Here is a 24,163-nt window from a genome sequence, read left to right as displayed (position 1 = left end):
CGATACCGGAACAGTTTAGAAGTGTACTGGGACAGTTGCCAGATTACTCGACAGTACAGTGGAGTGACAGCTCTAACTGTACTCATCCTGCATCGATTGCAGGGCTAAAAAAACCCGGCGCCTGCTACAGGGGCCGGGTTTTCCAGTGACGCAACCCTTAGCGGGCGGCGCCGAGCTGGCCTTTTTCGTCGGAGAACACAATTTCAACGCGACGGTTCTGGGCCCGGCCCCGCTCGGAAGCGTTGACGTCCACCGGGTACTCATCACCGTAGCCTTCGACCTGGATGCGCTTTTCATCAATCCCCAGGTCCACCAGCACATCCGCGACCGCTTGCGCGCGGTCGCGAGACAGCTTGAGGTTTTCCTGCTTGCCGCCCGTGCTGTCGGTGTATCCCTCGATACGCACCACGCGCTTGGGATTGAGCTGCAAGAACTGCACAATCTTGAGCACCACCCGGTTGGCCGAATTTTTCAGTTCCGCTTCGCCAGTGTCGAACAGCACGTCGCCCAGGGTCATCACCAGGCCGCGATCGGTCTGGGTGGTCGCCATCGCCATGATCTGTTCTTCGAGCCACTTGCCCTGCTGCTGCACACTCAGCAACTTGGATTCGCGCAGGGCCAGCTGCAGGCGCTGGCGCTCCAGTTCGAGCTTCGCCGCGCGTTCTTCGTTGAGCACCTGATTGCTGTGCTCCCGGGCGATCGCACTGTAGCGCTGGCTCAGGTAAGCGTAATGCTGCACATCCTCGCCGCTGCCCCAATAGCTGGACAAGCGATCGGCACGGGCCAGGGATTCACCGGCGCGGATCACGTCCCGGGGCGCGGCACGCAATACGTTGGCGTCTTCCTTGACCTTCTGGAAATCGGTGCTGGCCTGCTCGATCGCCGCTTCGCTGCGTTGGCCGGCACAGCCATACAAGCTGGCCAGGCCGGCGAGGACCAGACCGCCCAATACGTGGGAGTGCTTCATTGGGCATCCTCCCTCAGCTGTTTGCGCAAGCGCTTGATGCGGGTGTCGAGCACGTTCAGTTGCTCCTGGCTCTTGAGGGTCAGCACCTTCGCTTCGGCCAGGCGGGCGTCGAGTTCAGCCTGTTCGGCCCGCATGCGCGCCTTCTTGTAGGATTCGTCGGCCATGTTGGATTTGGCGCGAGCGAATTTTTCTTCAGCCAGTTTCAATTCGGGCACTTCGTCGGCGGTGGCGCCAACGGCCCGGGCCTGTTCCAGTGCCTGTTCGGTCAGGCGGATCTGTTCATTCGGCGCCGGATCGGCTGCGCAGCCCGCCAGAGCCAGAACGGCCAGGGCAGCGAAAAGAGGTCGAATAGTCACTAATGTTCCCTACTGTTTTGGGGCACTGACAGGCGGCTGCAACTGTGTTTTCCAGCGCTCGAGATTGCGCTGCAACACAGCCTCCGTCAGACCGGACGCGGCCAATTCTGTCATCTTTTGCGCCAGCTGTCCGCGTAACCATGGGTCATTGCAGGCGGAGTTATGGGAAACCGCGAGGAACAGCCCGGGTTTGTCCACCGGTTGCGGTGCGGCTTGCAGATCGTTGGCCATGCCCAGGGTCTGCGCCATCGCCAGGCCCGAATAGCGACCCGCCAGGACATATTCCACCTCTCCCAGCAGCAATTTCTGAAAGGCCTGGGTCAGGTTGGGTGTGCGCACCAAGGCCAATTTCTGCTCGGCAAAAACGCCAAATCCCTGGGTCATACGCGCCTTTTCCGACAGGGCCCCGGGATGTCCTTGGAGGTCTTCGGGCTGGTTGATGACCAGTGTCGAATCCTTGCGGGTCCAGACCAGATAATCGTTTTCCAGCAATGGCGGGTGGACGTAGTCCAACGCTTCAAGCCCCGTGCTGGTCAGTGGCGCATCGGTGAGCAGGTCCATGCGCCCACTGCGCACTTCATCCAGTGCCTGGGCGCGCTTGCCCGCGTAAAGCAGCTCGATCTTGATCCCCAGTTCGCCTGCCACTTGCGCCAGCAGGTCTGCGCCAGCGCCGATCAGGTGTTTGGGGTCCTGAGGGTCTTGCCAGAGGTAAGGCGGTGCGTCCGGGCTGCCGGTGGCGATCAGGCGTTCACATTTGCCGGCGGCGACAGACAGGCCCGGCATGATCGCCAACGCCCACAGCAACGACCAGCCGGTCAAACGACGCAGATCCATGGCGATACGCTCCCCTTGCAGCGAAAACAATCAGTGCGAAAAATAAAAAGCCCGGCCAAAGGGCCGGGCTCTTTATAAGTGAAGACGCCGGATTAGACCAGCTTCTCCAGCTCAGGGATGGCTTCGAACAAGTCCGCCACCAGGCCATAGTCAGCCACCTGGAAGATCGGCGCTTCTTCGTCCTTGTTGATCGCAACGATCACCTTGGAGTCTTTCATGCCGGCCAGGTGCTGGATCGCGCCGGAGATACCGACGGCGATGTACAGCTGGGGGGCAACGATCTTGCCGGTCTGGCCGACCTGCATGTCGTTGGGTACGAAACCGGCGTCGACCGCGGCGCGGGAAGCACCGACGGCAGCACCCAGTTTGTCGGCAAGGGCGTACAGGTGCTTGAAGTTGTCGCCGTTCTGCATGCCACGGCCGCCGGAAACGACGATCTTGGCAGCGGTCAGTTCAGGACGATCGGACTTGGCCAGCTCCTCACCAACGAAGCTGGAGATCCCAGCGTCGTGGGCAGCAGCAACAGCTTCGATGGCAGCCGAGCCACCTTCGGCGGCAACCGGGTCGAAACCGGTGGCGCGGACAGTGATGACCTTGACCGATGCGTTCGATTGCACGGTGGCAATGGCGTTACCGGCGTAGATCGGACGCTTGAAGGTGTCGGCGCTTTCTACCGAGATGATCTCGGAGATCTGATCGACGTCCAGCGCAGCGGCAACACGCGGCAGGATGTTTTTGCCGTTGGAAGTGGCGGCTGCCAGGATGTGGCTGTAGCCCTTGCCCAACTCGGCTACCAGCGGCGCGATGTTCTCCGGCAACTGGTGTGCGTAGGCGGCGTTGTCGGCCGACAGCACTTTTGCCACGCCAGCGATTTTCGCAGCGGCTTCGGCAACGGCGCTTGCGCCCTGCCCGGCCACCAGGACGTGCACATCGCCACCGATTTTGGCGGCAGCAGCAACGGTGTTCAGCGTGGCCGGAGCCAGCACCTTGTTATCGTGTTCGGCGATTACCAAGATAGTCATGTTTAGATTACCTTCGCTTCGTTTTTCAGTTTCTCGACCAGTTCAGCCACCGACTTGACCTTGATGCCCGCGCTGCGTGCAGCCGGCGCTTCGACTTTGAGGGTCTTGTTGGTGGAGGCGGTGGAAACGCCCAAAGCGTCAGGCGTCAGCACTTCAAGCGGCTTCTTCTTGGCTTTCATGATGTTTGGCAACGACGCATAACGCGGCTCGTTCAAACGCAGGTCGGTGGTAACGATGGCCGGCAGTTTCAGGGAAACCGTCTGCGCGCCGCCGTCGATCTCGCGAGTCACGGCAACGCTGTCGCCGGACACTTCGACTTTGGACGCGAAGGTGCCCTGACCGTAGCCGCTCAATGCCGCGAGCATCTGGCCGGTCTGGTTGTTGTCGCTGTCGATGGCTTGCTTGCCGAGGATCACCAGCGATGGCTGTTCCTTGTCGACAACGGCCTTGAGCAGCTTGGCCACGGCCAGGGAAGTCAGGTCTTCGGCGGATTCGACGAGGATGGCGCGATCGGCACCCAGTGCCAGCGCGGTGCGCAGTTGTTCCTGGGCGGTGGTCGGGCCGATGGAGACGACGACGATTTCCGTTGCCACGCCTTTCTCTTTCAGGCGTACGGCTTCTTCCACGGCGATTTCGCAGAAGGGGTTCATCGACATCTTGACGTTGGCGAGGTCGACGCCGGAGTTGTCCGCCTTGACGCGAACCTTGACGTTATAGTCGACCACTCGTTTGACAGCTACAAGAACCTTCATGGATTCCTCGTTACTCTCCGGTGAAAAAAAGTCGCCTAGGCGAACCTGGCGGTTGATGCTCATGGGCGCAAGGGCACCTCTAAAAACGCCGGCATGAACCACACATGACCCTGCTCACGGGAGTGAAGACCATTCGTCAGTGATGACCGATGAGTCATTCATTATCGCGGCGTGTAAACTGCGCCTCGGAACCGCGCAATACGTCACTTTGTGCTGCCTTCGCCCTGTCTTTAGAGGTGCTCTTGAAACCAACAGTCAGCCTACGGCGAGCGCAAAACCGCCCGTATCTTGACCGGAACACCTATTCCGGTCAATACGGCAAAATGGTCAGTCATAAGCCGTACGTCAGTGATTTATCTGGGCTGCGGCAATTTCAAACAAACGTTTGTATTGGACCCTGAGAGTGGTGTAGATATAATGCGCCGCTTAAGAGAGACCCGCGGTTCATCCATTGTCGCTTTCGTCGCTTTTCGCGAAGGAAACAACGGATGCAACGCCAAACCTCCAATTAGAAAAACTGTGAGCCTTGAGTAGGAGATAGCCTGTGGAACGCGAATACATGGAATTCGACGTGGTCATCGTCGGTGCCGGCCCCGCTGGCCTGTCTGCCGCTTGCCGACTGAAACAGAAGGCCGCCGAAGCCGGTAAGGAAATCAGCGTCTGCGTGGTCGAAAAAGGTTCCGAAGTCGGTGCGCACATCCTCTCCGGCGCGGTGTTCGAGCCCCGCGCCCTGAACGAACTGTTCCCGGACTGGAAAGAACTCGGCGCGCCGTTGAACACGCCCGTCGTTCGCGATGACATTTATGTCCTGAGAAACGCCGAGGCTGCGAGCAAAATCCCTGACTTCTTCGTGCCCAAGACCATGCACAACGAAGGCAACTATATTATTTCCCTGGGCAACCTGTGCCGCTGGCTGGCCCAGCAGGCCGAGAACCTGGGTGTGGAAATCTACCCGGGCTTCGCCGCCCAGGAAGCGCTGTTCGACGAGAACGGCGTGGTGCGCGGGATCATCACCGGCGACCTGGGTGTCGACCGTGAAGGTCACCCGAAGGAAGGCCTCTACACCCCTGGCATGGAACTGCGCGGCAAATACACGCTGTTCGCCGAAGGCTGCCGTGGTCACATCGGCAAGCAGTTGATCAAGCGTTTCAACCTGGACAGCGAAGCCGATGCCCAGCACTACGGCATCGGCCTGAAGGAAATCTGGGAAATCGACCCGGCCAAGCATCAACCCGGCCTGGTGGTGCACACCGCTGGTTGGCCGCTGGACATCATGGGCACCGAGAACACCGGCGGTTCCTTCCTCTATCACCTGGAAAACAACCAGGTGGTGGTCGGCCTGATTATCGACCTGTCCTACAGCAACACCTTCCTGTCGCCGTTCGACGAGTTCCAGCGCCTCAAGCATCACCCGGTGCTCAAGCAGTACCTGGAAGGCGGCAAGCGCGTCAGCTACGGCGCCCGTGCCATCTGCAAGGGCGGTCTGAACTCGTTGCCGAAAATGGTCTTCAAGGGCGGTGCGCTGATCGGTTGCGACCTCGGCACCCTGAACTTCGCCAAGATCAAGGGCAGCCACACCGCCATGAAATCCGGCATGCTCGCCGCCGAGGCCGTGGCCGATCGCTTGTTCGCCGAGTCCGAAGGCGGTGATGAACTGACCGCCTACGTCGACAATTTCAAGAGCAGTTGGCTGTACGAAGAACTGTTCGCCAGTCGCAACTTCGGTGCCGCGATCCACAAGTACGGCGCGATCGTCGGCGGTGGTTTCAACTGGCTCGACCAGAACATCTTCGGCGGCAAAATACCGTTCACCCTGCACGACAACAAGCCGGACTATGCCTGCCTCAAGCTGGCGGCCGATTGCAAGAAGATCGACTACCCGAAACCGGACGGCAAGATCAGCTTCGACAAACTCAGCTCGGTGTTCATCTCCGGTACCAACCATGAAGAAGAACAGCCCTGCCACCTGAAGCTGACCGACCCGAGCATCCCGATCGGCAAGAACCTGCCGCTGTACGACGAACCGGCCCAGCGCTACTGCCCGGCTGGCGTGTACGAAGTGGTGACCAAGGAAGACGGCGAGAAACGCTTCCAGATCAACGCCCAGAACTGTGTGCACTGCAAGACCTGTGACATCAAGGACCCTGCGCAGAACATCACCTGGGTATCCCCGGAAGGCGCTGGCGGGCCGACTTACCCGAACATGTAAGCCGACACGCTGAACATCGAGGCTCCCGCAATGGGGGCCTTTTTGTTGCCTGCCATCCAAGGAGCACCGCAACCCAATGTGGGAGCGAGCTTGCTCGCGATGGCGATTTCTCATTCAACACAGATATCGACTGATACACCGCTATCGCGAGTAAGCTCGCTCCCACAGGGGAACATCGCAGGATCAGGCGGCGCGCTCTTCCCCGGGGTTGCGTTCGAAGTAGCGCTTGTACTCCCGACTGAACTGCGACGGGCTCTGATACCCCACCTGATGTGCCACCTGGGCCACACCCATACCGTCGATGAGCAGCAGCCGCTGCGCCTTGAGCAAACGCAAGCGCTTGAGGTACTGCACCGGCGACAACAACGTGCTGCGCTTGAAATGCTCATGAAAGGTCGATGCGCTCATGTTCGCGCAACTGGCCAGTGTCTCGACGTTCAGCGGCTCGGTGAAATGCGCATGCAGATGGCTCAGCGCCGCGGCAATCCGAGCGAATTGCCCATGCTGCTCCACCAACGCTCGCAATACGTCGGCCTGAGGCCCGCGCAAGGCGACGAACAGCAATTCTCGCAGTCGTGCCTGGCCCATGACCTGGCATTCCAAGGGGTCGTGCAAGCAGTGCAACAATCGCTCGACACACCCTCGCATAGCACCATCGAGCGCGGCGCTGGTCATGGATTCAGGCGTCTGCGCCGCCAGGCTTCGCCCCGGCGTCAACCCCATGGCCAGCACCAGTTCCCCCAGCATCGCCCGATCGATCGCCACGGAAATCCCGAGCAACGGAGCATCGGGCATGGCATAGGTTTCGCACTCGAACGGCACCGGCAGCGCCTGGATCAGGTAGTGCCCGGCGCCGTACTCCAGCGTGCGCGGTCCCAGGTAAGCCAGCTTGCTGCCTTGGGCAATGATCACCAGGCTTGGCTCGTAGAGCTGCGGACCACGGGCGATGTCCTCGCTGCACCGCAGGACTTGTACCCCAGGCAGCGAGGTCGGGATAAAACCGTCACGGGTCGCCAGAGGTTCGATCAGCGAAACCAGCGCCGCGTTGGCATCGAGATGGCGGGTCAACAACATGATGAAAACTTCACGAAAAAATGGATGGGAACATCATCGCAGGTCTGGCGTCACATAGAACCAATCCACGGCCAAGGGCGGAGGATTAGGCATGACACCCGTAGGAATCGTCATCGCCGTGCACGGACCGTACTCCCACAATGGAACCCTACCGTTCACTGCTTAGCGAGGTCCATCATGTACACAGCCATCGGATATGCCGCCCAGTCGGCCACCACTCCCCTCGCCCCCATGAAATTCGAACGTCGCAGCCCGCGAGCCGACGATGTGGCGATCGACATTCTCTACTGCGGCGTCTGTCACTCCGACATCCATCAGGCCCGCAATGAATGGGGCATCGCCGTTTACCCGCTGATGCCCGGCCATGAAATCATCGGCAAAGTCACCGCCGTCGGCGCGGACGTCACCCGCTATAAAGTCGGCGATCTGGTCGGTGTTGGCTGTATGGTCGACTCCTGCCGCGAGTGCGAAGCCTGTCATGCCGACCTGGAGCAATACTGCTACCAAGGCATGACCCAGACCTACGCCAGCCCTGATCGCATCAGCGGCGGCCACACCATGGGCGGTTACTCCAACAGCATCGTGGTCAAGGAGCACTTTGTGCTGCGCATCCCGGCAGCACTCGACCCGGCCAGTGCCGCGCCGATTCTTTGCGCGGGCATCACCACCTACTCGCCGCTCAAGCACTACGGCGTGAAGGCCGGCGACAAGGTCGGCGTGCTAGGCATGGGCGGACTCGGCCACATGGGCATCAAGTTCGCCAAGGCCATGGGTGCAGAAGTGACACTGTTCACCCGCTCGGCCAGCAAGGCCGAAGAAGCCCGTCGCCAGGGCGCCGACCATGTGATCGTGTCCACTGACGCCGAGCAGATGGCCGCCGCGGCCGGACGCTTCCACTTCCTGCTGGACACCATTCCGGTGCAGCACGACCTGAACCCCTACCTCAGTACCCTGCGATTCGACGGTGTACACATCCTGGTGGGCCTGGTCGAGCCGATCGATCCACCAGTCCATGCGGCCAACTTGATCATGGGTCGTCGCGTCCTGGCCGGCTCGTTGATCGGCGGTATCGCCGAAACCCAGGAAGTGCTGGACTTCTGCGCTGAACACAACATCAGCTGCGACATTGAAATGCTCGACATCCGCCAGATCAACGAGGCCTACAGCCGCATGATCGCCGGGGACGTGAAGTACCGCTTCGTCATCGACATGGCGACGCTCAAGGCCTGACGTTCGTCAGACCTTGGCGCCCAGTTCCGCCGACAGCCGGGCTGTGACCCCTTTGACCAGGGGAATCAGCTCGGCCATCTTTTCCAGCGGCATGTACGGCACAGTGCTGGCGATGCTGATACCGGCGACGATGCGCTTGCCGGCATCACGGATCGGCGCCGCCACACAGCGAATCGACGGTTCGTTGTCTTCCAGGTCGAAGGCATAGCCCCCCGCCACGTACTCCAGCATCCGTTGCTGGAACTGTTCCCAGGATTGCTCCTGATGCTGGGGCCAGAACTGATGCTTCCCACCCGCCGGCAGGCTGATTTCATACAGCCGCTGCCATTGTTCCTGAGTGTCATCGAGCATCAGCGCCTTGCCGATCCCGGTGCGTGCCAACGGCATGCGATGGCCCACGCGCGAGCGCATTTCCGGGCCGTTACGCCCCGGATTCTTCAGCAGGTACAAGACTTCGTCGCCCTCGCGAATCGCCAGGTGAACGGTGTCCCCGGTCAACGCCGACAGCTCGTCCAGGTACGGCCCCGCCAGGCTCACCAGTGGCAGTTCTTCCCGGGCCTGGAAGCCCAACTCGATCAACTTCGGCCCCAGCAGGTAACCCACTTGCGGCACCACGCGCAGGTAACGTTCGTCCACCAGGCAACTGGCCAGGCGATGGGTGGTGCTGCGGGTGGTGCCGATCAGCCGGGCGATTTCCTTCAAGTCACGGGCGCCGCTGGCGACCGCCTGGACCACGCCCAGACCACGCAGCAATGTCTGCGTGCCTGTTGGTGCGGCGTCCTTGGTGATTTTTGGATCGTCTTGCTGCATAGCCGGCCTTCAACAGTGAGCGGGGAACGGGCGGCATTATGGTCGCCCGCCCCGTCGGACTACAACTCGATGCGCTCGACCTTCCCGACCAGCAGGATGTAGGACAGCGCGCCAGCCAATGCCAGGACCGAGATATAGGTAATGGCCGGGGCGAACGAATCGCCGCTGGCGAGGAAGCCAATCACGATCGGCGTGGCGATGGCCGCCAGGTTACCGATGAAGTTGAACACCCCGCCGGTCAACCCGAGCAGTCGTGCCGGCGCCAGGGTCGACACCAGCGACCAGGTGATCGACGCCAGGCCATTGCCGAAGAACGCCAGGGCCAGGAAAGCGATCACCAGTGGCGTCGACTCGACAAAGTTGGCGCCGATGATCGAGGTCGAGATCAGCAACCCGCCAATGATCGGCAGCTTGCGCGCGAACCCCACGGTGGCGCCGCGACGAATCAACCAGTCGGAGAAGAACCCGGAGCACAGCACGCCGACAAACGCCGCGAGGAACGGCAACGACGCCAGCAAGCCGGACTTGATGAAGTCCATGCCGCGATACTTCACCAGGTAGGTGGGGAACCACGTCAGGAAAAACCACAGCGTGGAGTTGAGGCAGAACTGCCCCAGGTAAATGCCCCACAACTTGCGTTGCGTCAGGACGATGCCCAGGTCGGACCAACTGAATTTCGCCTTGACCTTGGCGGTATCGGCCTGGATATCCACCAGCCCGCCGCCTTCGCGGATCAGCTCGATTTCAGCGGCATTGGCGCCTTTGAAATCCCGGGGCTCGCGATACACCGCGTACCAGATCACCGCCCAGAGAATGCCCACCGCGCCCGTGGCGACAAACACCATGTGCCAGCCGAAGGCGTGTTGCAGCCAGGCCAATACCGGCGTCAGGAAGGCTAGCCCGACAAATTGTCCGGAGGTGTAAAAACCGATGGCCGTGGCCCGCTCGCGCTCGGGAAACCAGGTGGTCACCACACGGCTGTTGATCGGATAAGCCGGTGCTTCCAGGGCTCCGACCGCCATGCGCAGCACGAACAACGCGATGAAGCTGGCGGCGAACCCCAGCATCACCGTGGCCACCGACCACAACAGCAATGCCACGCTATAGAGAATGCGCGGCGGCACCCGGTCCACCAGCCAGCCACCGGGAATCTGCATGGCGGCGTAGGTCCAGCCGAACGCCGAGAAAATCAGCCCGACATGGATTGGATCGATACCCAGGTCGCTGGTCAGCGCGGGAGCGGCAATCGAGAGGTTGCTGCGGTCCAGGTAATTGATCACCACGGTGATGAACAGCAGGACCATGATGAAAAAACGCTTGCGGCTGGGCGTCACCAACGACGCCTGCGCGCTCAGGGTGTGCGCTTGCATGTGAGGTGCCTCTTTTTATATTTGTCGAATATGGCAAAGGTGGAGCAAGCCCCTGTGGAAGCAAGGCTTGCCCGCGATACAGGCGATGGGTTTTCCAGTCGGACCGCGTCATCGTTCATCGCGGGCAAGCCTTGCTCCCACAGGATTCCATGGCTTACACAGGGTGATCAGGCGTGACTCACCACTCGGCAAAACTGCCATCGGCATGGCGCCAGATCGGGTTGCGCCAGCGGTGGCCGATGGCCGCGCGTTCGATGACGTATTCCTCGTTGATCTCGATGCCCAGGCCCGGGCCATTGGGGATCTTCACGAAGCCCTTGTCGTAGTCGAACACCTGCGGATCCTTGATGTAGTCCAGCAGGTCGTTGCTCTCGTTGTAGTGGATGCCCAGGCTTTGCTCCTGGATGAACGCGTTGTAGCAGACCGCATCCAGTTGCAGGCACGCCGCCAGGGCGATGGGGCCCAGCGGGCAGTGCAGCGCCAGCGCCACGTCGTAGGCCTCGGCCATGTTGGCGATCTTGCGGGTTTCGGTGATGCCACCGGCGTGGGATGCGTCCGGCTGGATGATGTCCACGTAGCCCTCGCTGAGCACGCGCTTGAAATCCCAGCGGGAAAACAACCGCTCGCCCAGGGCAATCGGCGTGCTGGTCAGCGGCGCCAGTTCCTTGAGGGCTTCGTAGTTTTCGCTGAGCACCGGCTCTTCGATAAACATCAGTTTGTAGGGGTCGAGCTCCTTCATCAGCACCTTGGCCATCGGCTTGTGCACGCGGCCGTGGAAGTCCACGCCAATGCCGACGTTCGGCCCGACCGCATCGCGCACCGCCGCCACGTTGGCCAGGGCCAGATCGACTTTCTCGAAGGTGTCGAGGAACTGCAGCTCTTCGGTGCCGTTCATCTTCACTGCGGTGAAGCCCCGCGCCACCGCCTCTTTCGCCGCGCGAGCGGTGTCCGCCGGCCGGTCGCCGCCGATCCACGAATACACACGGATCTTGTCCCGCACCTGGCCGCCCAGCAGGTCGCTGACCGACACGCCCAGGGCCTTGCCCTTGATGTCCCACAACGCCTGGTCGATGCCCGCCAGGGCGCTCATGTGAATGGCCCCGCCGCGGTAGAAGCCGCCGCGATAGAGCACGGTCCAGATGTCTTCGATGTTGCGGGGGTCTTTGCCGATCAGGTAGTCGGACAACTCCTCGACGGCAGCCGCCACCGTGTGGGCACGGCCTTCGACCACAGGCTCGCCCCAACCGGTCACGCCCTCGTCGGTCTCGACCTTGAGGAAGCACCAGCGCGGCGGAACGATAAACGTGGTCAGCTTGGTGATTTTCATCTTGTTGTCTCTCTTGTCAGATGCAGCGCACGGGGCGCTGGAAAAGTCTTCAGTTCAAGGCATTCCATGCGGCCACATAGGCCTTGGCGCGCACCGCCACTTCATCCGCTGTCAGGCCCGGCTTGAACAATCCGGAACCGAGGCCGAAACCCTTGACGCCGGCTTCGACGAACACCGCCATGTTGTCCGGCGTAATCCCACCCACCGGCACCAGCACGGTCCCGGCCGGCAGCACCGCGAGCCAGGCCTTGACCACCGCCGGGCCCATTTGCTCGGCGGGAAACATCTTCAGCACATGGGCGCCCTCGGCCAGTGCGGCAAAGGCTTCGGTGGGCGTGGCGACGCCTGGCGACAAATACAAGCCCGCCGCTTTCGCCGCACGCAGCACCTTCGGATCGCTGTGGGGCATGACGATCACTTGGCCACCGGCGGCTTTCACCTGTTCCACCTGTTCCGGCGTCAGCACGGTGCCGGCACCGATCAGGCAATCGGCGGGCAAGGTACTGCGCAGGATGCGAATACTTTCGTACGGTTCGGGGGAATTGAGCGGTACTTCGATGACGCGAAATCCGGCGCTGTACAGGACTTCGCCGATGGCCGCCGCCTCTTCGGGACGCAGGCCACGCAGGATCGCGATCAACCCGTTGTGCGCCAGTGCTTGTGTGAGCATGTCAGACCTCCAGTCAGGTTCAGGGGGCGGTGGAATCGAGCAACCCGGCCGCCACGGCCAGTTGCCACAAACCGCGTTCGGTGGCCTGTTCGGCCAGGACCACCCGGGCGAAGCCGCAGGCGTCGAGGGCCCGTTGATAACGGACACAGAGTTGGGAGTTGCCGATCAGCACCACCGTCGGCAGGTGCAGGCTGTCGCGGCGTCGGCGTTGTACCTGGGCCAGCGCTGTCAGCTCATGGCCGATCAACAGGCCCGAGAGGTAGTCCGCTTGGGCGCTGGCGCCCAACTCGCCGGTCAAGCCCAGGCTGCGGGCGCTGAACACGGTGGACAACGGGCCGATCTGACCGTCCACCGACAACGCCACTTGCACGCCGCGATCAAAGGCCACGCCATCGAAGGTCACACTCCGTTGCTGGGTGCGACCGAGAATGCTGTGGTCACTGAGCACGGCGAAGATCTCGCCGGTCATGAAGGTATCGAAATGCACGATGCGGCCATCGGCCACTTCCACCCATTTCGAATGGCTGCCGGGCAGGCCGATCAGCACCGCTTCGTCCGGCAGACTGTGCAAGGCACCGAGCACTTGGGTTTCTTCGCCGCGCATGACATTGGGCAAGCGCGAACGCTGAATCACGCCTGGCACGATGTGCACATCGACACCGCGAAGGCTGCGAACGGTTTGTAGGGAATGTCCGAGATTGGCGACGTTGGCGGGTGTGTCGCAGTACGGCGCTTCACGCCAGCCCTGAGCACTGCCGACCATGCCACAGGCAATGACAGGCAAGCCTGGCTGGGCATCGAGCCAGTCGCCGCAGGCCTCGTCGAAGGCCAACTCGAAACCGTCGATGCACACCTGGCCGGCCACGTTTCGCGGCCCGGACGGCAACTGCATGATCCCCGACGACAGCGAACGCTGCTCGAGCACCTCGCCACCGGCAGCGAGTTTGTAAGCCCGTAATGAGGTGGTCCCCCAATCGAGCGCGATCAATTGCGCCTGCATCCGCTTCACCTGTTTTGTTTTTTGGCAGTGAGTGAGACGGACTATAAACCTGGGATCAACTAAATCTCAATATATAAATATCACTCCCATATATTGGGACAAAAATACATCACCTACAAAGCCAATCGCCATCCGTCCAAGACCCTGCTACGTTTTCTGGCCGGACGCCAAACAACTAGGGAAAAAGTGATGGGACAACTGCTGAAAATCCTCGGCCGCACGTCTTCGATCAACGTCAGAAAAGTGCTGTGGACCTGCCAGGAACTGGACATCGCCTACGAGCGCGAAGATTGGGGCATCGGCTTCGCCTCGACCCAGGACCCGGCGTTCCTGGCCTTGAATCCCAATGCCCAGGTGCCGGTGATCATTGATGAGAACGGCGTGTTCTGGGAATCCAATACCATATGCCGCTACCTGGTGGGCAAGCATGGGCCCAGCGATCTGCTACCTGTCGAGCCTGCCGCCCGGGCGCGAATCGAACAGTGGATGGATTGGCAAGCCACGGAGCTCAACCCGTCCTGGGGCTACGCCTTCCACGCCCTGGTGCGCAAGAATCCGGACTTCCAGGACCCACAGCGCATCGCCGCCGGCATCAAGGGCTGGAACGAGAAGATGGGGTTGCTGGAGCAGCAGTTGAACCGCACCGGCGCCTACGTGGCCGGTACGGCGTTTTCCCTCGCGGACGTGCTCATCGGCCTGTCCGTACACCGGTGGCGCCAGGCGCCCATGGAGCGTCCCGACTATCCAGCCGTGGCGGCCTACTGCAAACGCCTCGAGCAACGACCGGGGTTTGCCGAGTACGCGTCTGCCGCACACTCATGAAGTGCTCAGTGGCCGTTAGCGAAATCCCGTAGCACCTTGCCGTCCATTCGGTAGCGCACCCATTCTTCCTGGGGTTGCGCGCCGAGGGATTTGTAGAACTCGATGGCCGGTGTGTTCCAGTCCAGCACGCTCCATTCGAAGCGACCGCAATCGTTGTCGCAGGCGATCTTCGCCAGGTGGCGCAACAGCGTCTTGCCCGCCCCGCCACCGCGCTGCTCAGGCGTGATGTACAGGTCTTCGAGGTACAAGCAGTTACTGCCCAGCCAAGTGGAATAACTGAAGAAAAACACCGCGAAACCAATCGGCACGCCATCACGCAGGCAGATCAGCCCGTGGGCGGTCGCGCCTTCGCTGAACAGGCTGCGCTCGATGTCGGCCACACTGGCGATGACTTCGTGGCGGGCTTTTTCGTAATCGGCCAACTCGGTGATGAAGGCAAGGATTTGAGGCGCATCGCTGGGTTGCGCAGGACGGATCTCGATCGACATGAACAGGCCTTGTAGCCAATTGAAAGCGCCATACTAAGCCGCTGCGCGGCGCTCGTCACATACCGATCCAACTATTTGATCGTCGACGCGAGCTTCTTTCACAAGTGCCGTTCGTCGCGCCCGAGGCACCAACTCAAAACCACCACGGCCCAAGATCGGGTAAGCATTCTGAAAAATGGAGGCGACACCATGATCACTTCAAGGCTGACTGCATTCACACTCGCCACGCTGTTGTCTTCGGTGGCTTTCGCGGCGTCCACTTCCGGCACCGGCCCCACCGACCCGGTACAGGCGCCCAATTCTCCAGCCACGCAAGGCCTGCCCAAGCTGAACACCGACGGCACCGGCGGCGGCCTGAACAATGGCCAGCCACCTGCCACCGGCACCGATCCACGCGTGCAGGGTAATGACATGGGACGCCAGGGCGGCATGAATACGCCTGACTCCACCGCCCCTGACAACGCCGAGACCGGCGTGGGTTCGAAAACCACGACCGGTGGTTCGGGCTCCGAAGGTGGCGCTGCCAGCCAGTAAGCAGCTTCTGCCCGGACACTTGAGGAGGAAAATCCCATGCCTCGTGGAAGCAAAGACAAATACACCAGCGAGCAAAAGCGCAAAGCCGCGCACATCGAGCAAAGCTACGAGAAAAAAGGTGTATCGGAGAACGAAGCCGAGGCACGGGCCTGGGCGACGGTAAACAAACAGTCCGGTGGCGGCGAACGCTCTGGTGGCTCGGGAAAGACTAAACCGGCTGAGCAAAAGAAAACCGACCGCAAGGAATCGGCCCGCCGCGCCGCCAAGACCCGCGAAGGTCACCCGCGCAGCAGCAAGGCCTCCCATGGGACCCAGACTGTGGACAGCCTGATGAAGGAGGCCCGGGCGAAAAACATTCCCGGACGGTCGAAGATGCGCAAGCAGGAGTTGGTCGAAGCGTTGCGCAAAGCGGGGTGATTGTTGGCGTCAGGGAGGACGCCATCGCGAGCAAGCTCGCTCCCACATGGGATCGGCGCTGTGTCGCGATGTTGTGCCGGACACAAAAACCTGTGGGAGCGAGCTTGCTCGCGAAAGCGGTGGGTCAGCTTGCATCAATGCCGAATGTGCCACCGCCTTCGCGGGCAAGCCCGCTCCCACATTGTTGGGTCTGCATCAGGTCAAAAAACCGGGCTTGCCCGTGGGCAGCCCGGCCGACGCAAGCTTCAGCGCTGCTTCAACCGGTCAATCACCACCGCCAGCAACAGGATCGAGCCGCGGATGACGTATTGATAGAAGGTGTCGATGTTCTTCAGGTTCATCGCGTTTTCGATGATCGCCAGAATCAGCACACCCGCAATGACATGGCGAATCATGCCGATGCCACCGCTCAACGACACCCCACCCAGCACGCAGGCCGAGATCACCGTCAATTCGAAGCCCTGGCCGATCATCGGCTGGCCCGAGGTCATGCGCGACGCCAGGATGACCCCGGCCAAGGCGCCGATCAAGCCATGCACGGCGAAGATGATGATCTTGGTGCGATCGACGTTCACCCCTGCCAACAACGCCGCTTCCTGGTTGCCACCGATGGCCATGGTGTTGCGCCCGTAGGTGGTGTAGTTCAGCAGCCAGCCGAAAAACAGGAAGCAGGCGATGGTGATCAGGATCGGCACCGGCACGCCGAACAATTGGCCGTTGCCGAACACGAAGAACGATTCCTGCGAGACACCCACCGCCTTGCCGTTGGCAAAGATGTAGGCCAGGCCACGGACGATCTGCATGGTCGCCAGGGTGGTGATCAAGGCGTTGACCCGCAGCTTGGCGATGACGATGCCGTTGATCAGGCCAACGATCAGCCCCATCGCCAGCGCCGCGCTGACGCCGAGGAACACGCTGTTGGTGTCGCGCATCACCACCGCTGCGACCACGCCGGCACAGGCAATCACCGAACCGACCGACAAGTCGAAGTGCCCGGACGCCAGGCAATACAACATGGTGCACGCGGCGATGCCGGTGGTGGAAATCGCCAGGCCCAGGCCGCGCATGTTCAACGGCGACAGGAAGTTGTCGATCATCAAGGTGCAGAGCACGAAGATACCGATGGCCGCCAGCAGCATGACCCAGTCATCCAGGAAACGGCGCAGGTCCAGGGGTTTGCGTGCCGTCGGCAGTGCATTGTTTTGAATGGTCATGATTTACCTCTCAGTTCGCCGCGTCGGCAACGCGTTGGCGCGGCAGCGCCAGTTGCAGCAGGTTGGATTCGTTGGCCTGGTCACGCGACAGCTCGCCGCGCATGGCCCCTTCGCAAAGCACCAGGATTCGGTCGGAAATGCCCATCACTTCCATCAGGTCGCTGGACACCACAATCACCGCGATGCCATCGGCCGCCAGGTTGTGGATAATCTGGTAGATCTCCGCCTTGGCGCCGATATCGATGCCACGGGTCGGTTCGTCCAGCAGCAGGACTTTCATCGGCATCGACAGCCAGCGACCGAGAATCGCCTTCTGCTGATTGCCGCCGGACAGGTACATGATTTTCTGGCTGGCCGCCGGGGTCTTCACCTTCAGCGACTTGATCTGCTTGTCGGCATTGCCCCGCTCCCAGTCGCCGCGCAGCAGGCAGCCGAGCGCGGAATGGGCCGGACGGGCACTGATGTTGATGTTCTCGCCCACGCTGCCCAGTGGGATGATGCCTTCCTTCTTGCGATCTTCCGGGCACAGCAGCACGCCGGCGGCAATGGCATCCCGTGGCGAACGCAGCTTCAACTCCTTGCCATGCAGCAGGAGGCTTCCCTCGCTCTGGCGCTCCAGGCCACTGAGCAAGCGAAACAGCTCGGTACGACCGGCACCGACCAGCCCGAACAGTCCGAGGATTTCACCCTTGTGCACCTGGAAACTCACCGGTTCGCGCAAGCCCGGCCCCAGCAGGCTCTTCACCTGCAGCGCCACATCGCCGCGCTCCCGAGGGCGGTAATCATAGATGTCCTGGATATCGCGACCGACCATGCACGTGACCAACTGATCGTGGGTCAGCTCGCTCATGTTTTCGAAGGTCCGGACATAACGACCGTCCTTGAATACCGTCACCGCGTTACAGATACGGAACACTTCTTCCATGCGGTGGCTGACGTACAGCACCACTTTGCCCTCGTCTCGCAAGCGGGCGATGATCGCCATCAAACGGTCGATTTCCCGAGCCGACAGGCTACTGGTGGGTTCGTCGAAGGCAATGACGTGGGCGCCACGGGACAAGGCCTTGGCGATTTCCACCAATTGGCGCTGGCCGAGGGACAGGCGACCGACTTTTTCCTGTGGGTCGATTTCGTCGGCCAGGCCTTTGAGTAGCGTCAGCGCCTGCTGGCGCAGCACGCCACGGTTGACCAGGCCGAAACGCGCCGGCAAATGGCCGAGAAACAGGTTTTCAGCGACGGTCATTTCCGGCACCAGGTGCAGCTCCTGGTGAATCACCGCCACCCCGCTGGCGATGCTGTCGGCGGTGCCTTTGAAGGCCATCGTCTGTTCGCCGATCTGCAGGTCGCCGCTGCTCGGGATGTAGGCGCCACCGAGGATCTTCAGCAACGTGGACTTGCCCGCGCCGTTCTCGCCCATCAAGGCATGCACCTGCCCCGGATGCGCGACGAAACTGATATTGGCCAGCGCCTGCACGCCGGGAAAGGATTTGCCGATCCCGTTGAACCGCAAGCTGCCGCCGATGTTGTGTTGCCGTGTCGCTGTTTGCGCTTGCATAACCACCTCGAACTTACAGAGATCAAGCGACCCCGCCACTCATGTGGCCAGGGCCGCTTTTGAATCAACCGACCGTCAGTTCCACAGGCCGATCTTTTCCAGCTCCTGCTTGAAGTTCTCCCGAGTGATCAGCGTCACCTCGTCCATGGCGGTGTACTTCGGCGGTTCCTTGCCGGTGGTGATCCACTCGTACATCATTTCGGCGGTCTTGTAGCCTTCGATGTGCGGGCTTGGCAGCATCGAACCAAAGAAGCCGCTGTCAGGTTTCTTCAATTCACCGATGGCGTCGGTGCCGTTGATGCCGATGCCGATTACATTGGCCGCCTTGAACCCGGCCGCTTCGGTGGCGCGCACGCCGCCCAGCACGGTGTTGTCGTTCATGCCGCCGATGATCAGGTTTTTCGCAGCGCTTGGCAGCTTCACCAACGCCGAGTTGGTGGAGTCCATGCTACCGGGTACGTCGAGGGTCTTGAGCGCCGAATAAAGGATGTGGTCTGCCGGCATCCCGGCCTTCTTCAAGGCATCGACCGAACCGTCGGTGCGCTTCTTGCCGGTGTCCAGCTCGTTGAAGGTGTTGATCACCGCGTAGGTATCTTTCCACTCCCAGTTGCGCTTTTTCGCTTCGGCGGCCATGGCGGCGCCCTGCTTCTGACCCACCTCGAACGCGGCCATGCCCAGGTACGGCACGTCCTCCATGAATTTGCCGTTGGCATCGACGAACCGGTCGTCCACGGCAATCACCTTGAGATCGTTGAGCTTGGCCTTGGCCATGATGGCCGGGCCGAGGGACACGTCCGGCGGGCAGATCACAAAGCCCTTGGCACCGTTGGCGGCCAGGCTGTCGATGGCCGAGAGGGTCTTCTCGCCGTCAGGCACGGCGATCTTGATCAACTCGAAGCCTTTGTCCTTGCTCGCCTTCTCGGCGAACGCCCATTCGGTCTGGAACCAAGGCTCCTCGGCCTGCTTGACCAGGAAACCGATTTTTACGGGATCGGCCGCCAGCAAGCTGCTGCTGAGGCTGACCGCGGTGACCGCCAGGGCGGCGCGACACAGGGAACGGATCCCACGACGATGATTCATAGTTGACTCCTTGTTTTTTTTATTGAAAGCCAAACGTCCAGGGTCTGCTCCACCGACGGTGGAAGTGCGCAGGCTGGGCGGTTACATCAAGTTGCTACACAGCATAGGCCTAAATAGTCATATCGTATGATGATTGGATTACAGGCGAAGTTTCCCACTGCAATCCAGGAATATTCAGTCGTGGTACATGACCGAACGTCCTCCATCGATGGTGATGCATGAGGCATTGATAAACGGTGCTTCATCACTGGCCAGGAACACGGCCGTCATTGCCACTTCGATCGGTTGCCCGACGCGCCGTGGCGGGTGCAGATCCAGCGCACGCTGGCGTTCGGCATGGGGATCGGCAAAGCCGTTCCAGTAGTCGACGTTCAGTTGGGTTTCGATGTACCCCGGGGCGATGGCGTTGACGCGTACCCCTTTGGGCGCGTATTCGATGCCCAGGGCGCGGGTCAGGCCCAGCAGGCCGTGCTTGGCCACCGGGTAAGGAAAACAGCCGGGGATGATGTGGGACGAATGGACGGAGGCAATGTTGATGATGCTGCCCACGCCCTGCTCGATCATCTGTGGCAGCACCGCCTTGCAACCGTACCAGGCACCATCCAGGTCGATGGCGAAGCAACGGCGCCAGTCCTCTTCGGTCATTTCCAGCGGGTCACGGAAGACATTGACGCCGGCGCAGTTGACCAACACATCGATGCGGCCGTGCAGCTCGACGGCACAACGGGCCATGGCCTGCAAGTCCTGCTGCTTCGACACATCGGCCTGCAGTGCGTGCACATCGGCGCCGCGTTCACGCCAATGGGCGGCCACCGCCTCGACTTTCTGCGCCTGGATATCACTGATCACCAACCGGGCCTGTTGCGAAGCGAATGCCGCGACGATGGCTTCGCCAATGCCTTGGGCGGCACCGGTCAACAGCACCACCTTGTCCTTCAGGCGTTCGCCCTTGGGTGGCTCCGGCACGGGTGGCAAGACCAAAGGCTCAGCCATGGCTCAAGGCTCCTTTGCGCAGGCACGACAAAACCCGGGCATCCACCGATGACCGGCGCGAAGGCGTTTGAAAGAACAGTGGCCGGCGTACGCCGTCGGGGCGTACGGGGAAAGATCGTTGCATCACTTCACCTGTTTTGTTTTTTTAGTGTGAGTGCGTATTGCCGATGGAGCCGACTATAAACCCGGCTGCCAAATAATCTCAATATATATATTTACATCCCATATTTTGGGATTCAGCCAGCAAACCTTGTACAGGCCACGCCAGGCACGTCGACACGCATCGACAGCACGGCACCGTCCAGCGGATGACCCAATGGGCTCGCCGCGCTGGTGATGTACAACGTCTTGAGGTCTTCACCGCCGAATACACAACTGGTCGGGCGGCTGACGGGCAATTCGATCACCCGATCAACCTGCCCGTCCGGGGTCAGCCGCAACAGGCAACTGCCGTCCCAGCGGGCGTTCCAGATATACCCTCGGGCATCCATCGCCGAGCCATCCGGGCCGCCACGGGGGTGCGGACCGAACCAGACCTCGGCAGGCGCCAGGTTGCCTTCCGGGTAAATAAAGTGCCGATACACCGTGCCATCCAGGCTGTCGCCGAAATACACCGTGGTGCCATCGGGGCTCCAGAGCAGGGTGTTCGGGATGCCCAGCCCGCGCAACAAGGGCAGGACCCGGCCATCACTCCCGACGCGAAACAGGCCGCCGGACCGGTGCTCGATCGGCAAGTCCTCGCCTTCGGCACCGATGTTGTTTTGCATCGTGCCGAGCCAGAGTTGACCCTGGGGGTCGCAACGGGCCTCGTTGGCGCGATTGCCTGGCTGGGGGTCGGCCATGCACAGCAATGTCAGGCGCGGTTCCAGGCCCGGCGAATCAAGATCGAGGCGGTAGACGCCACTGCTCAGGGTCACCAGCGCGTCGCCACTTTGGGTAGGTATAAAAGCGGAAACATGCTCGGGCATCTGCCAGATCTCCACATTGGCGCCGATCAGCCGCAGGGCCTGCTTGCCGGCGATATCGACCCAATACAAGGCTTGGGTCGGCGCATCCCAGAACGGCCCTTCGCCCAATTTCGCCCGGTGTTCCGTCACAGCCGTCCACTTCATTGAAACCTCCCGTTCCCGACTTGCCCGGCGGCGTCTGTTCGACCCGCCATGACATTGGGGTAAAAGCGTTTGATCGCCAGGTCGGCGTTATCGATCAGCGTCATGCAGGCCCAGACACCCCGCGCCGCGTCACGGGCGGCGATGGCGTCGGCGATGTCCTTGTGGATGGGCAAGGTGCGGCGCAGTTCATCCGGGTCGGCCGCCGACACCTCGAATGACACCGCCAGCAGCGCCCCCAGGGCCGGGACCATTTGTTCGATGAATTGATTATGACTGGCGGCCAGAATGCACTCGTGGAAAAACTGGTCCGCGCGGTTGTAATCGGCGCCGCTGTCCACCGCCCGTTCCAGCGCATGGTAGGCCAGGCGGATCGCCTGCACCTGGTCGGCGGTGGCCCGCTCGCAGGCCCAGCGCACCGCCATCGGCTCGATGGTACGGCGCAGGTCCAGCAAGTCATCGACGAAGTTTTCCGGCAGGCCGCTGCGGGACAGCCAGCCCACCACTTGGGGGTCGAACAGGTTCCAGCGGCGCACCGGCAACACCCGCGTGCCGACTTTCGGCCCGACTTCCAGCATCCCTTTGGCCACCAGGGTCTTGATCGCCTCGCGAATCACCGTGCGACTGACGCCCAGTTGCTCGCCCAGGTCCGCTTCGACCTTGATGGTTTGCCCAGGCTTGACCTGGCCGGCGGCTATCCAGCCCCCCAGCCAATCGACGGTCGATGCATGAAAACTGCTGGACATGAAAACCCCGCGGGCCACTCTTATTGGAGGCCCACGCTAATCATCATATGATTGGGTGTCAATTTGAATTTCACTTGGCCACTGTAGGAGCGGGCTGGCTCGCGATAGCGGTGGGTCAGTCAAGAAGAGGCTGGATGTGCCGACGCCTTCGCGAGCAAGCTCGCTCCCACAGGGTCTGGTGGCGTACACAAATATTGCAGGCACCCCAAATTCACTGTGGGAGCGAGCTTGCTCGCGATAGCGGACGTCCAGTCAACACAGATATTGGATCAACCATCGCTCCCACAAGGGCTCAGGGTTCCAGGCCTATCGGGAAGAACACGCCACCACTCCACACGCCCAACCAGCGCTGCCCGTCGATCTCGCGACTGACCGCCAGCTCCACCAGCTGGTAGAACACATTGCGATGGACCAGCGCTTCGAGATTGCTGCGCACATGCACATACGGCGCCGGTTCCTGGGTCTGGGGATCGATCACCACCCGCAACGGGTGCTCGGCGCCAGCCTCAGTGGTTTCCTCGACATTGGTGGTGAAGCGCAACAACTGCCCTTCCCCCTGCCCTTCAACTTCGAGGGTCACGGCCACGAACGGCGCGTCATCGACCTTGATGCCGACTTTTTCCACAGGGGTAATCAGGAAGTAATCATCGCCGTCGCGGCGGATGATGGTGGAGAACAGCTTGACCATCGGTTTTCGCCCGATGGGCGTGCCCAGGTAGTACCAGGTACCGTCCCGGGCGATGCGCATGTCGATGTCGCCGCAGAAATCCGGGTTCCACAAGTGGACCGGCGGCAGGCCTTTGGTCTTGGGGATCTGCCCCAGCAAGTCATTGGCTTTTTGCGGTCCGCTCATGGTGACTCCTTGTGATTACTCGTCGCTCATCCCCAGCAGGCTGCGGGCATACTCACGCAACGGCGTGGCGATGAGGTCCTGGGGCTGTTTGTCGTGCAACGTCAGTAAACCGCCACGACTCTTGATCCGTGCAGTATCAATCAAATACTGGGTACTGGTCTCGATCAACATGATTTGAATCACGCTGGTATCGACACCGAGGCGATCCACGGCCTCTTCATCCTGCCATTCGTCGGTGTTGCCGATGCGGTTATCGGCCTTGGCGAAGCGGGTGTACAACAGGTAATGGGCACCGGCGGAACGGGCTTCGCCCATGGCCTGGTCGAGGCCTTCGGGAACACGGGCGCGACGGACCATGGGGAAATATTCGATGAAGCCATTGAAGGCTTCTTCGGCCACCACGTTGGGACGCGGATAGGCACTGCCCGGCGGAGCGAAGGCGCCCTGGGCGATGTAGATGAACGAGTCAGGCTGAATACGCAGGTTGTTCACACGACGGCTGTCGCTATGGTCCAGCAGGCCGGCGTCGCTCATGTGATAACGAACGCCCTCTCCCATGTCGCTGACATTCATACAACCGCCAAGCACCAAAACGGCCAGCAGCAAAACCAGGCTACGCATCCTACCCTCCAGAAACCGGTGTCGGAAAACCGGCGAATGGTCGTGGGATGCAGCTTTTGCGCCAGCTCATCGAGATGGGGTCAGATGTGCCCAGGGGAATGGGAAATTGC

26 protein-coding genes are annotated in these 24,163 nt (G+C 61.3%); 5 read left to right on the top strand and 21 right to left on the bottom strand.

Annotated features, from left to right (window positions below; all coding sequences use genetic code 11):
• Nucleotides 1–157: 157 nt before the first annotated feature.
• The 5 genes from J4E53_RS12935 to J4E53_RS12915 form a co-directional block, all read right to left on the bottom strand.
• Nucleotides 158–967 (bottom strand): OmpA family protein, encoded by an 810-nt coding sequence (locus J4E53_RS12935; protein ID WP_103307978.1) that lies wholly within the window; start codon nucleotides 965–967, stop codon nucleotides 158–160.
• On the bottom strand, nucleotides 964–1,323 hold the full coding sequence (locus J4E53_RS12930; RefSeq protein ID WP_003204190.1) for a DUF4398 domain-containing protein: 360 nt from the start codon (nucleotides 1,321–1,323) through the stop codon (nucleotides 964–966). The genes J4E53_RS12935 and J4E53_RS12930 overlap by 4 nt, the downstream gene beginning before the upstream one ends.
• 9 nt (nucleotides 1,324–1,332) lie before the next feature.
• The gene (locus J4E53_RS12925) at nucleotides 1,333–2,157 is read right to left on the bottom strand and encodes an ABC transporter substrate-binding protein (protein ID WP_060741259.1); all 825 of its coding nucleotides are present in this window, start codon (nucleotides 2,155–2,157) and stop codon (nucleotides 1,333–1,335) included.
• Nucleotides 2,158–2,249: 92 nt separating this feature from the next.
• Nucleotides 2,250–3,179, bottom strand: a complete 930-nt coding sequence (locus J4E53_RS12920) for an electron transfer flavoprotein subunit alpha/FixB family protein (protein WP_103307979.1) — start codon at nucleotides 3,177–3,179, stop codon at nucleotides 2,250–2,252.
• Between the two features lie 2 nt (nucleotides 3,180–3,181).
• Nucleotides 3,182–3,931 carry an electron transfer flavoprotein subunit beta/FixA family protein gene (locus J4E53_RS12915; protein ID WP_014339477.1) on the bottom strand — a complete coding sequence of 250 codons (750 nt, stop codon included), beginning with the start codon at nucleotides 3,929–3,931 and terminating at the stop codon, nucleotides 3,182–3,184.
• A gap of 544 nt (nucleotides 3,932–4,475) precedes the next feature.
• Here J4E53_RS12915 and J4E53_RS12910 point away from each other — a divergent pair.
• Nucleotides 4,476–6,140, top strand: coding sequence for an electron transfer flavoprotein-ubiquinone oxidoreductase (locus tag J4E53_RS12910; RefSeq protein WP_103307980.1), 1,665 nt, complete (start codon nucleotides 4,476–4,478; stop codon nucleotides 6,138–6,140).
• 183 nt (nucleotides 6,141–6,323) lie between these two features.
• Here the strand turns inward: J4E53_RS12910 and J4E53_RS12905 are convergent, their stop codons facing one another.
• Nucleotides 6,324–7,214, bottom strand: coding sequence for an AraC family transcriptional regulator (locus J4E53_RS12905; protein ID WP_103307981.1), 891 nt, complete (start codon nucleotides 7,212–7,214; stop codon nucleotides 6,324–6,326).
• Between the two features lie 177 nt (nucleotides 7,215–7,391).
• Here J4E53_RS12905 and J4E53_RS12900 point away from each other — a divergent pair, with 177 nt between their 5' ends.
• Nucleotides 7,392–8,444, top strand: a complete 1,053-nt coding sequence (locus J4E53_RS12900; RefSeq protein ID WP_103307982.1) for an NAD(P)-dependent alcohol dehydrogenase — start codon at nucleotides 7,392–7,394, stop codon at nucleotides 8,442–8,444.
• A 6-nt stretch (nucleotides 8,445–8,450) separates the two neighbouring features.
• On the opposite strand, the gene J4E53_RS12895 is transcribed toward J4E53_RS12900, so the two are convergent.
• The 5 genes from J4E53_RS12895 to J4E53_RS12875 all read right to left on the bottom strand — a co-directional run bounded on the left by J4E53_RS12895 (nucleotide 8,451) and on the right by J4E53_RS12875 (nucleotide 13,621).
• A complete protein-coding gene (locus J4E53_RS12895) occupies nucleotides 8,451–9,254 on the bottom strand; it encodes an IclR family transcriptional regulator (protein WP_060741254.1) in 804 nt (267 codons plus the stop codon).
• Nucleotides 9,255–9,313: 59 nt separating this feature from the next.
• Nucleotides 9,314–10,624 (bottom strand): MFS transporter, encoded by a 1,311-nt coding sequence (locus J4E53_RS12890; protein ID WP_060741253.1) that lies wholly within the window; start codon nucleotides 10,622–10,624, stop codon nucleotides 9,314–9,316.
• A 178-nt stretch (nucleotides 10,625–10,802) separates the two neighbouring features.
• The gene (gene dgoD, locus J4E53_RS12885) at nucleotides 10,803–11,951 is read right to left on the bottom strand and encodes a galactonate dehydratase (RefSeq protein ID WP_003179439.1); all 1,149 of its coding nucleotides are present in this window, start codon (nucleotides 11,949–11,951) and stop codon (nucleotides 10,803–10,805) included.
• Nucleotides 11,952–12,000: 49 nt separating this feature from the next.
• Nucleotides 12,001–12,621 carry a 2-dehydro-3-deoxy-6-phosphogalactonate aldolase gene (locus tag J4E53_RS12880; protein ID WP_003204208.1) on the bottom strand — a complete coding sequence of 207 codons (621 nt, stop codon included), beginning with the start codon at nucleotides 12,619–12,621 and terminating at the stop codon, nucleotides 12,001–12,003.
• Between the two features lie 19 nt (nucleotides 12,622–12,640).
• Nucleotides 12,641–13,621, bottom strand: a complete 981-nt coding sequence (locus tag J4E53_RS12875; RefSeq protein WP_060741252.1) for a 2-dehydro-3-deoxygalactonokinase — start codon at nucleotides 13,619–13,621, stop codon at nucleotides 12,641–12,643.
• A gap of 189 nt (nucleotides 13,622–13,810) precedes the next feature.
• Between J4E53_RS12875 and J4E53_RS12870 the strand changes: the two genes are divergently transcribed.
• Nucleotides 13,811–14,443 (top strand): glutathione S-transferase family protein, encoded by a 633-nt coding sequence (locus tag J4E53_RS12870; RefSeq protein WP_092255838.1) that lies wholly within the window; start codon nucleotides 13,811–13,813, stop codon nucleotides 14,441–14,443.
• Between the two features lie 5 nt (nucleotides 14,444–14,448).
• Here J4E53_RS12870 and J4E53_RS12865 read toward each other — a convergent pair whose 3' ends face one another.
• The gene (locus J4E53_RS12865) at nucleotides 14,449–14,931 is read right to left on the bottom strand and encodes a GNAT family N-acetyltransferase (protein ID WP_060741250.1); all 483 of its coding nucleotides are present in this window, start codon (nucleotides 14,929–14,931) and stop codon (nucleotides 14,449–14,451) included.
• A gap of 189 nt (nucleotides 14,932–15,120) precedes the next feature.
• Between J4E53_RS12865 and J4E53_RS12860 the strand changes: the two genes are divergently transcribed.
• Together J4E53_RS12860 and J4E53_RS12855 are read left to right on the top strand one after the other, a co-directional pair.
• Nucleotides 15,121–15,465 (top strand): hypothetical protein, encoded by a 345-nt coding sequence (locus J4E53_RS12860; RefSeq protein WP_060741249.1) that lies wholly within the window; start codon nucleotides 15,121–15,123, stop codon nucleotides 15,463–15,465.
• A gap of 36 nt (nucleotides 15,466–15,501) precedes the next feature.
• Nucleotides 15,502–15,882 (top strand): Rho termination factor N-terminal domain-containing protein, encoded by a 381-nt coding sequence (locus tag J4E53_RS12855; protein WP_060741248.1) that lies wholly within the window; start codon nucleotides 15,502–15,504, stop codon nucleotides 15,880–15,882.
• Nucleotides 15,883–16,127: 245 nt separating this feature from the next.
• On the opposite strand, the gene araH is transcribed toward J4E53_RS12855, so the two are convergent.
• The 9 genes from araH to J4E53_RS12815 all read right to left on the bottom strand — a co-directional run bounded on the left by araH (nucleotide 16,128) and on the right by J4E53_RS12815 (nucleotide 24,053).
• Nucleotides 16,128–17,096, bottom strand: a complete 969-nt coding sequence (gene araH / locus J4E53_RS12850; protein WP_060741247.1) for an L-arabinose ABC transporter permease AraH — start codon at nucleotides 17,094–17,096, stop codon at nucleotides 16,128–16,130.
• A gap of 10 nt (nucleotides 17,097–17,106) precedes the next feature.
• On the bottom strand, nucleotides 17,107–18,651 hold the full coding sequence (araG, locus tag J4E53_RS12845; RefSeq protein ID WP_103307984.1) for an L-arabinose ABC transporter ATP-binding protein AraG: 1,545 nt from the start codon (nucleotides 18,649–18,651) through the stop codon (nucleotides 17,107–17,109).
• Between the two features lie 75 nt (nucleotides 18,652–18,726).
• Complete coding sequence (locus tag J4E53_RS12840; protein ID WP_060741245.1) at nucleotides 18,727–19,731, bottom strand: substrate-binding domain-containing protein; 1,005 nt, start codon at nucleotides 19,729–19,731, stop codon at nucleotides 18,727–18,729.
• A gap of 174 nt (nucleotides 19,732–19,905) precedes the next feature.
• The gene (locus J4E53_RS12835; protein WP_103307985.1) at nucleotides 19,906–20,724 is read right to left on the bottom strand and encodes an SDR family oxidoreductase; all 819 of its coding nucleotides are present in this window, start codon (nucleotides 20,722–20,724) and stop codon (nucleotides 19,906–19,908) included.
• Entirely contained in the window at nucleotides 20,717–20,848 is a 132-nt protein-coding gene (locus tag J4E53_RS30765; RefSeq protein ID WP_256587133.1) for a hypothetical protein, read from the bottom strand. Before J4E53_RS30765 ends, J4E53_RS12835 begins: the two co-directional genes overlap by 8 nt.
• A 112-nt stretch (nucleotides 20,849–20,960) precedes the next feature.
• On the bottom strand, nucleotides 20,961–21,836 hold the full coding sequence (locus J4E53_RS12830) for an SMP-30/gluconolactonase/LRE family protein (RefSeq protein ID WP_060741243.1): 876 nt from the start codon (nucleotides 21,834–21,836) through the stop codon (nucleotides 20,961–20,963).
• Nucleotides 21,833–22,579, bottom strand: coding sequence for a FadR/GntR family transcriptional regulator (locus J4E53_RS12825; RefSeq protein WP_060741242.1), 747 nt, complete (start codon nucleotides 22,577–22,579; stop codon nucleotides 21,833–21,835). The genes J4E53_RS12830 and J4E53_RS12825 overlap by 4 nt, the downstream gene beginning before the upstream one ends.
• Before the next feature lie 292 nt (nucleotides 22,580–22,871).
• Complete coding sequence (locus tag J4E53_RS12820; protein WP_060741241.1) at nucleotides 22,872–23,432, bottom strand: DUF1285 domain-containing protein; 561 nt, start codon at nucleotides 23,430–23,432, stop codon at nucleotides 22,872–22,874.
• A 15-nt stretch (nucleotides 23,433–23,447) separates the two neighbouring features.
• Nucleotides 23,448–24,053 carry a DUF4823 domain-containing protein gene (locus J4E53_RS12815; protein WP_060741240.1) on the bottom strand — a complete coding sequence of 202 codons (606 nt, stop codon included), beginning with the start codon at nucleotides 24,051–24,053 and terminating at the stop codon, nucleotides 23,448–23,450.
• Between the last annotated feature and the right edge of the window lie 110 nt (nucleotides 24,054–24,163).

Source organism: Pseudomonas sp. FW305-28, assembly GCF_017351395.1.
Taxonomy (GTDB): domain Bacteria; phylum Pseudomonadota; class Gammaproteobacteria; order Pseudomonadales; family Pseudomonadaceae; genus Aquipseudomonas; species Aquipseudomonas fluorescens_AA.
This window is presented reverse-complemented; position numbering and strand designations above follow the sequence as displayed.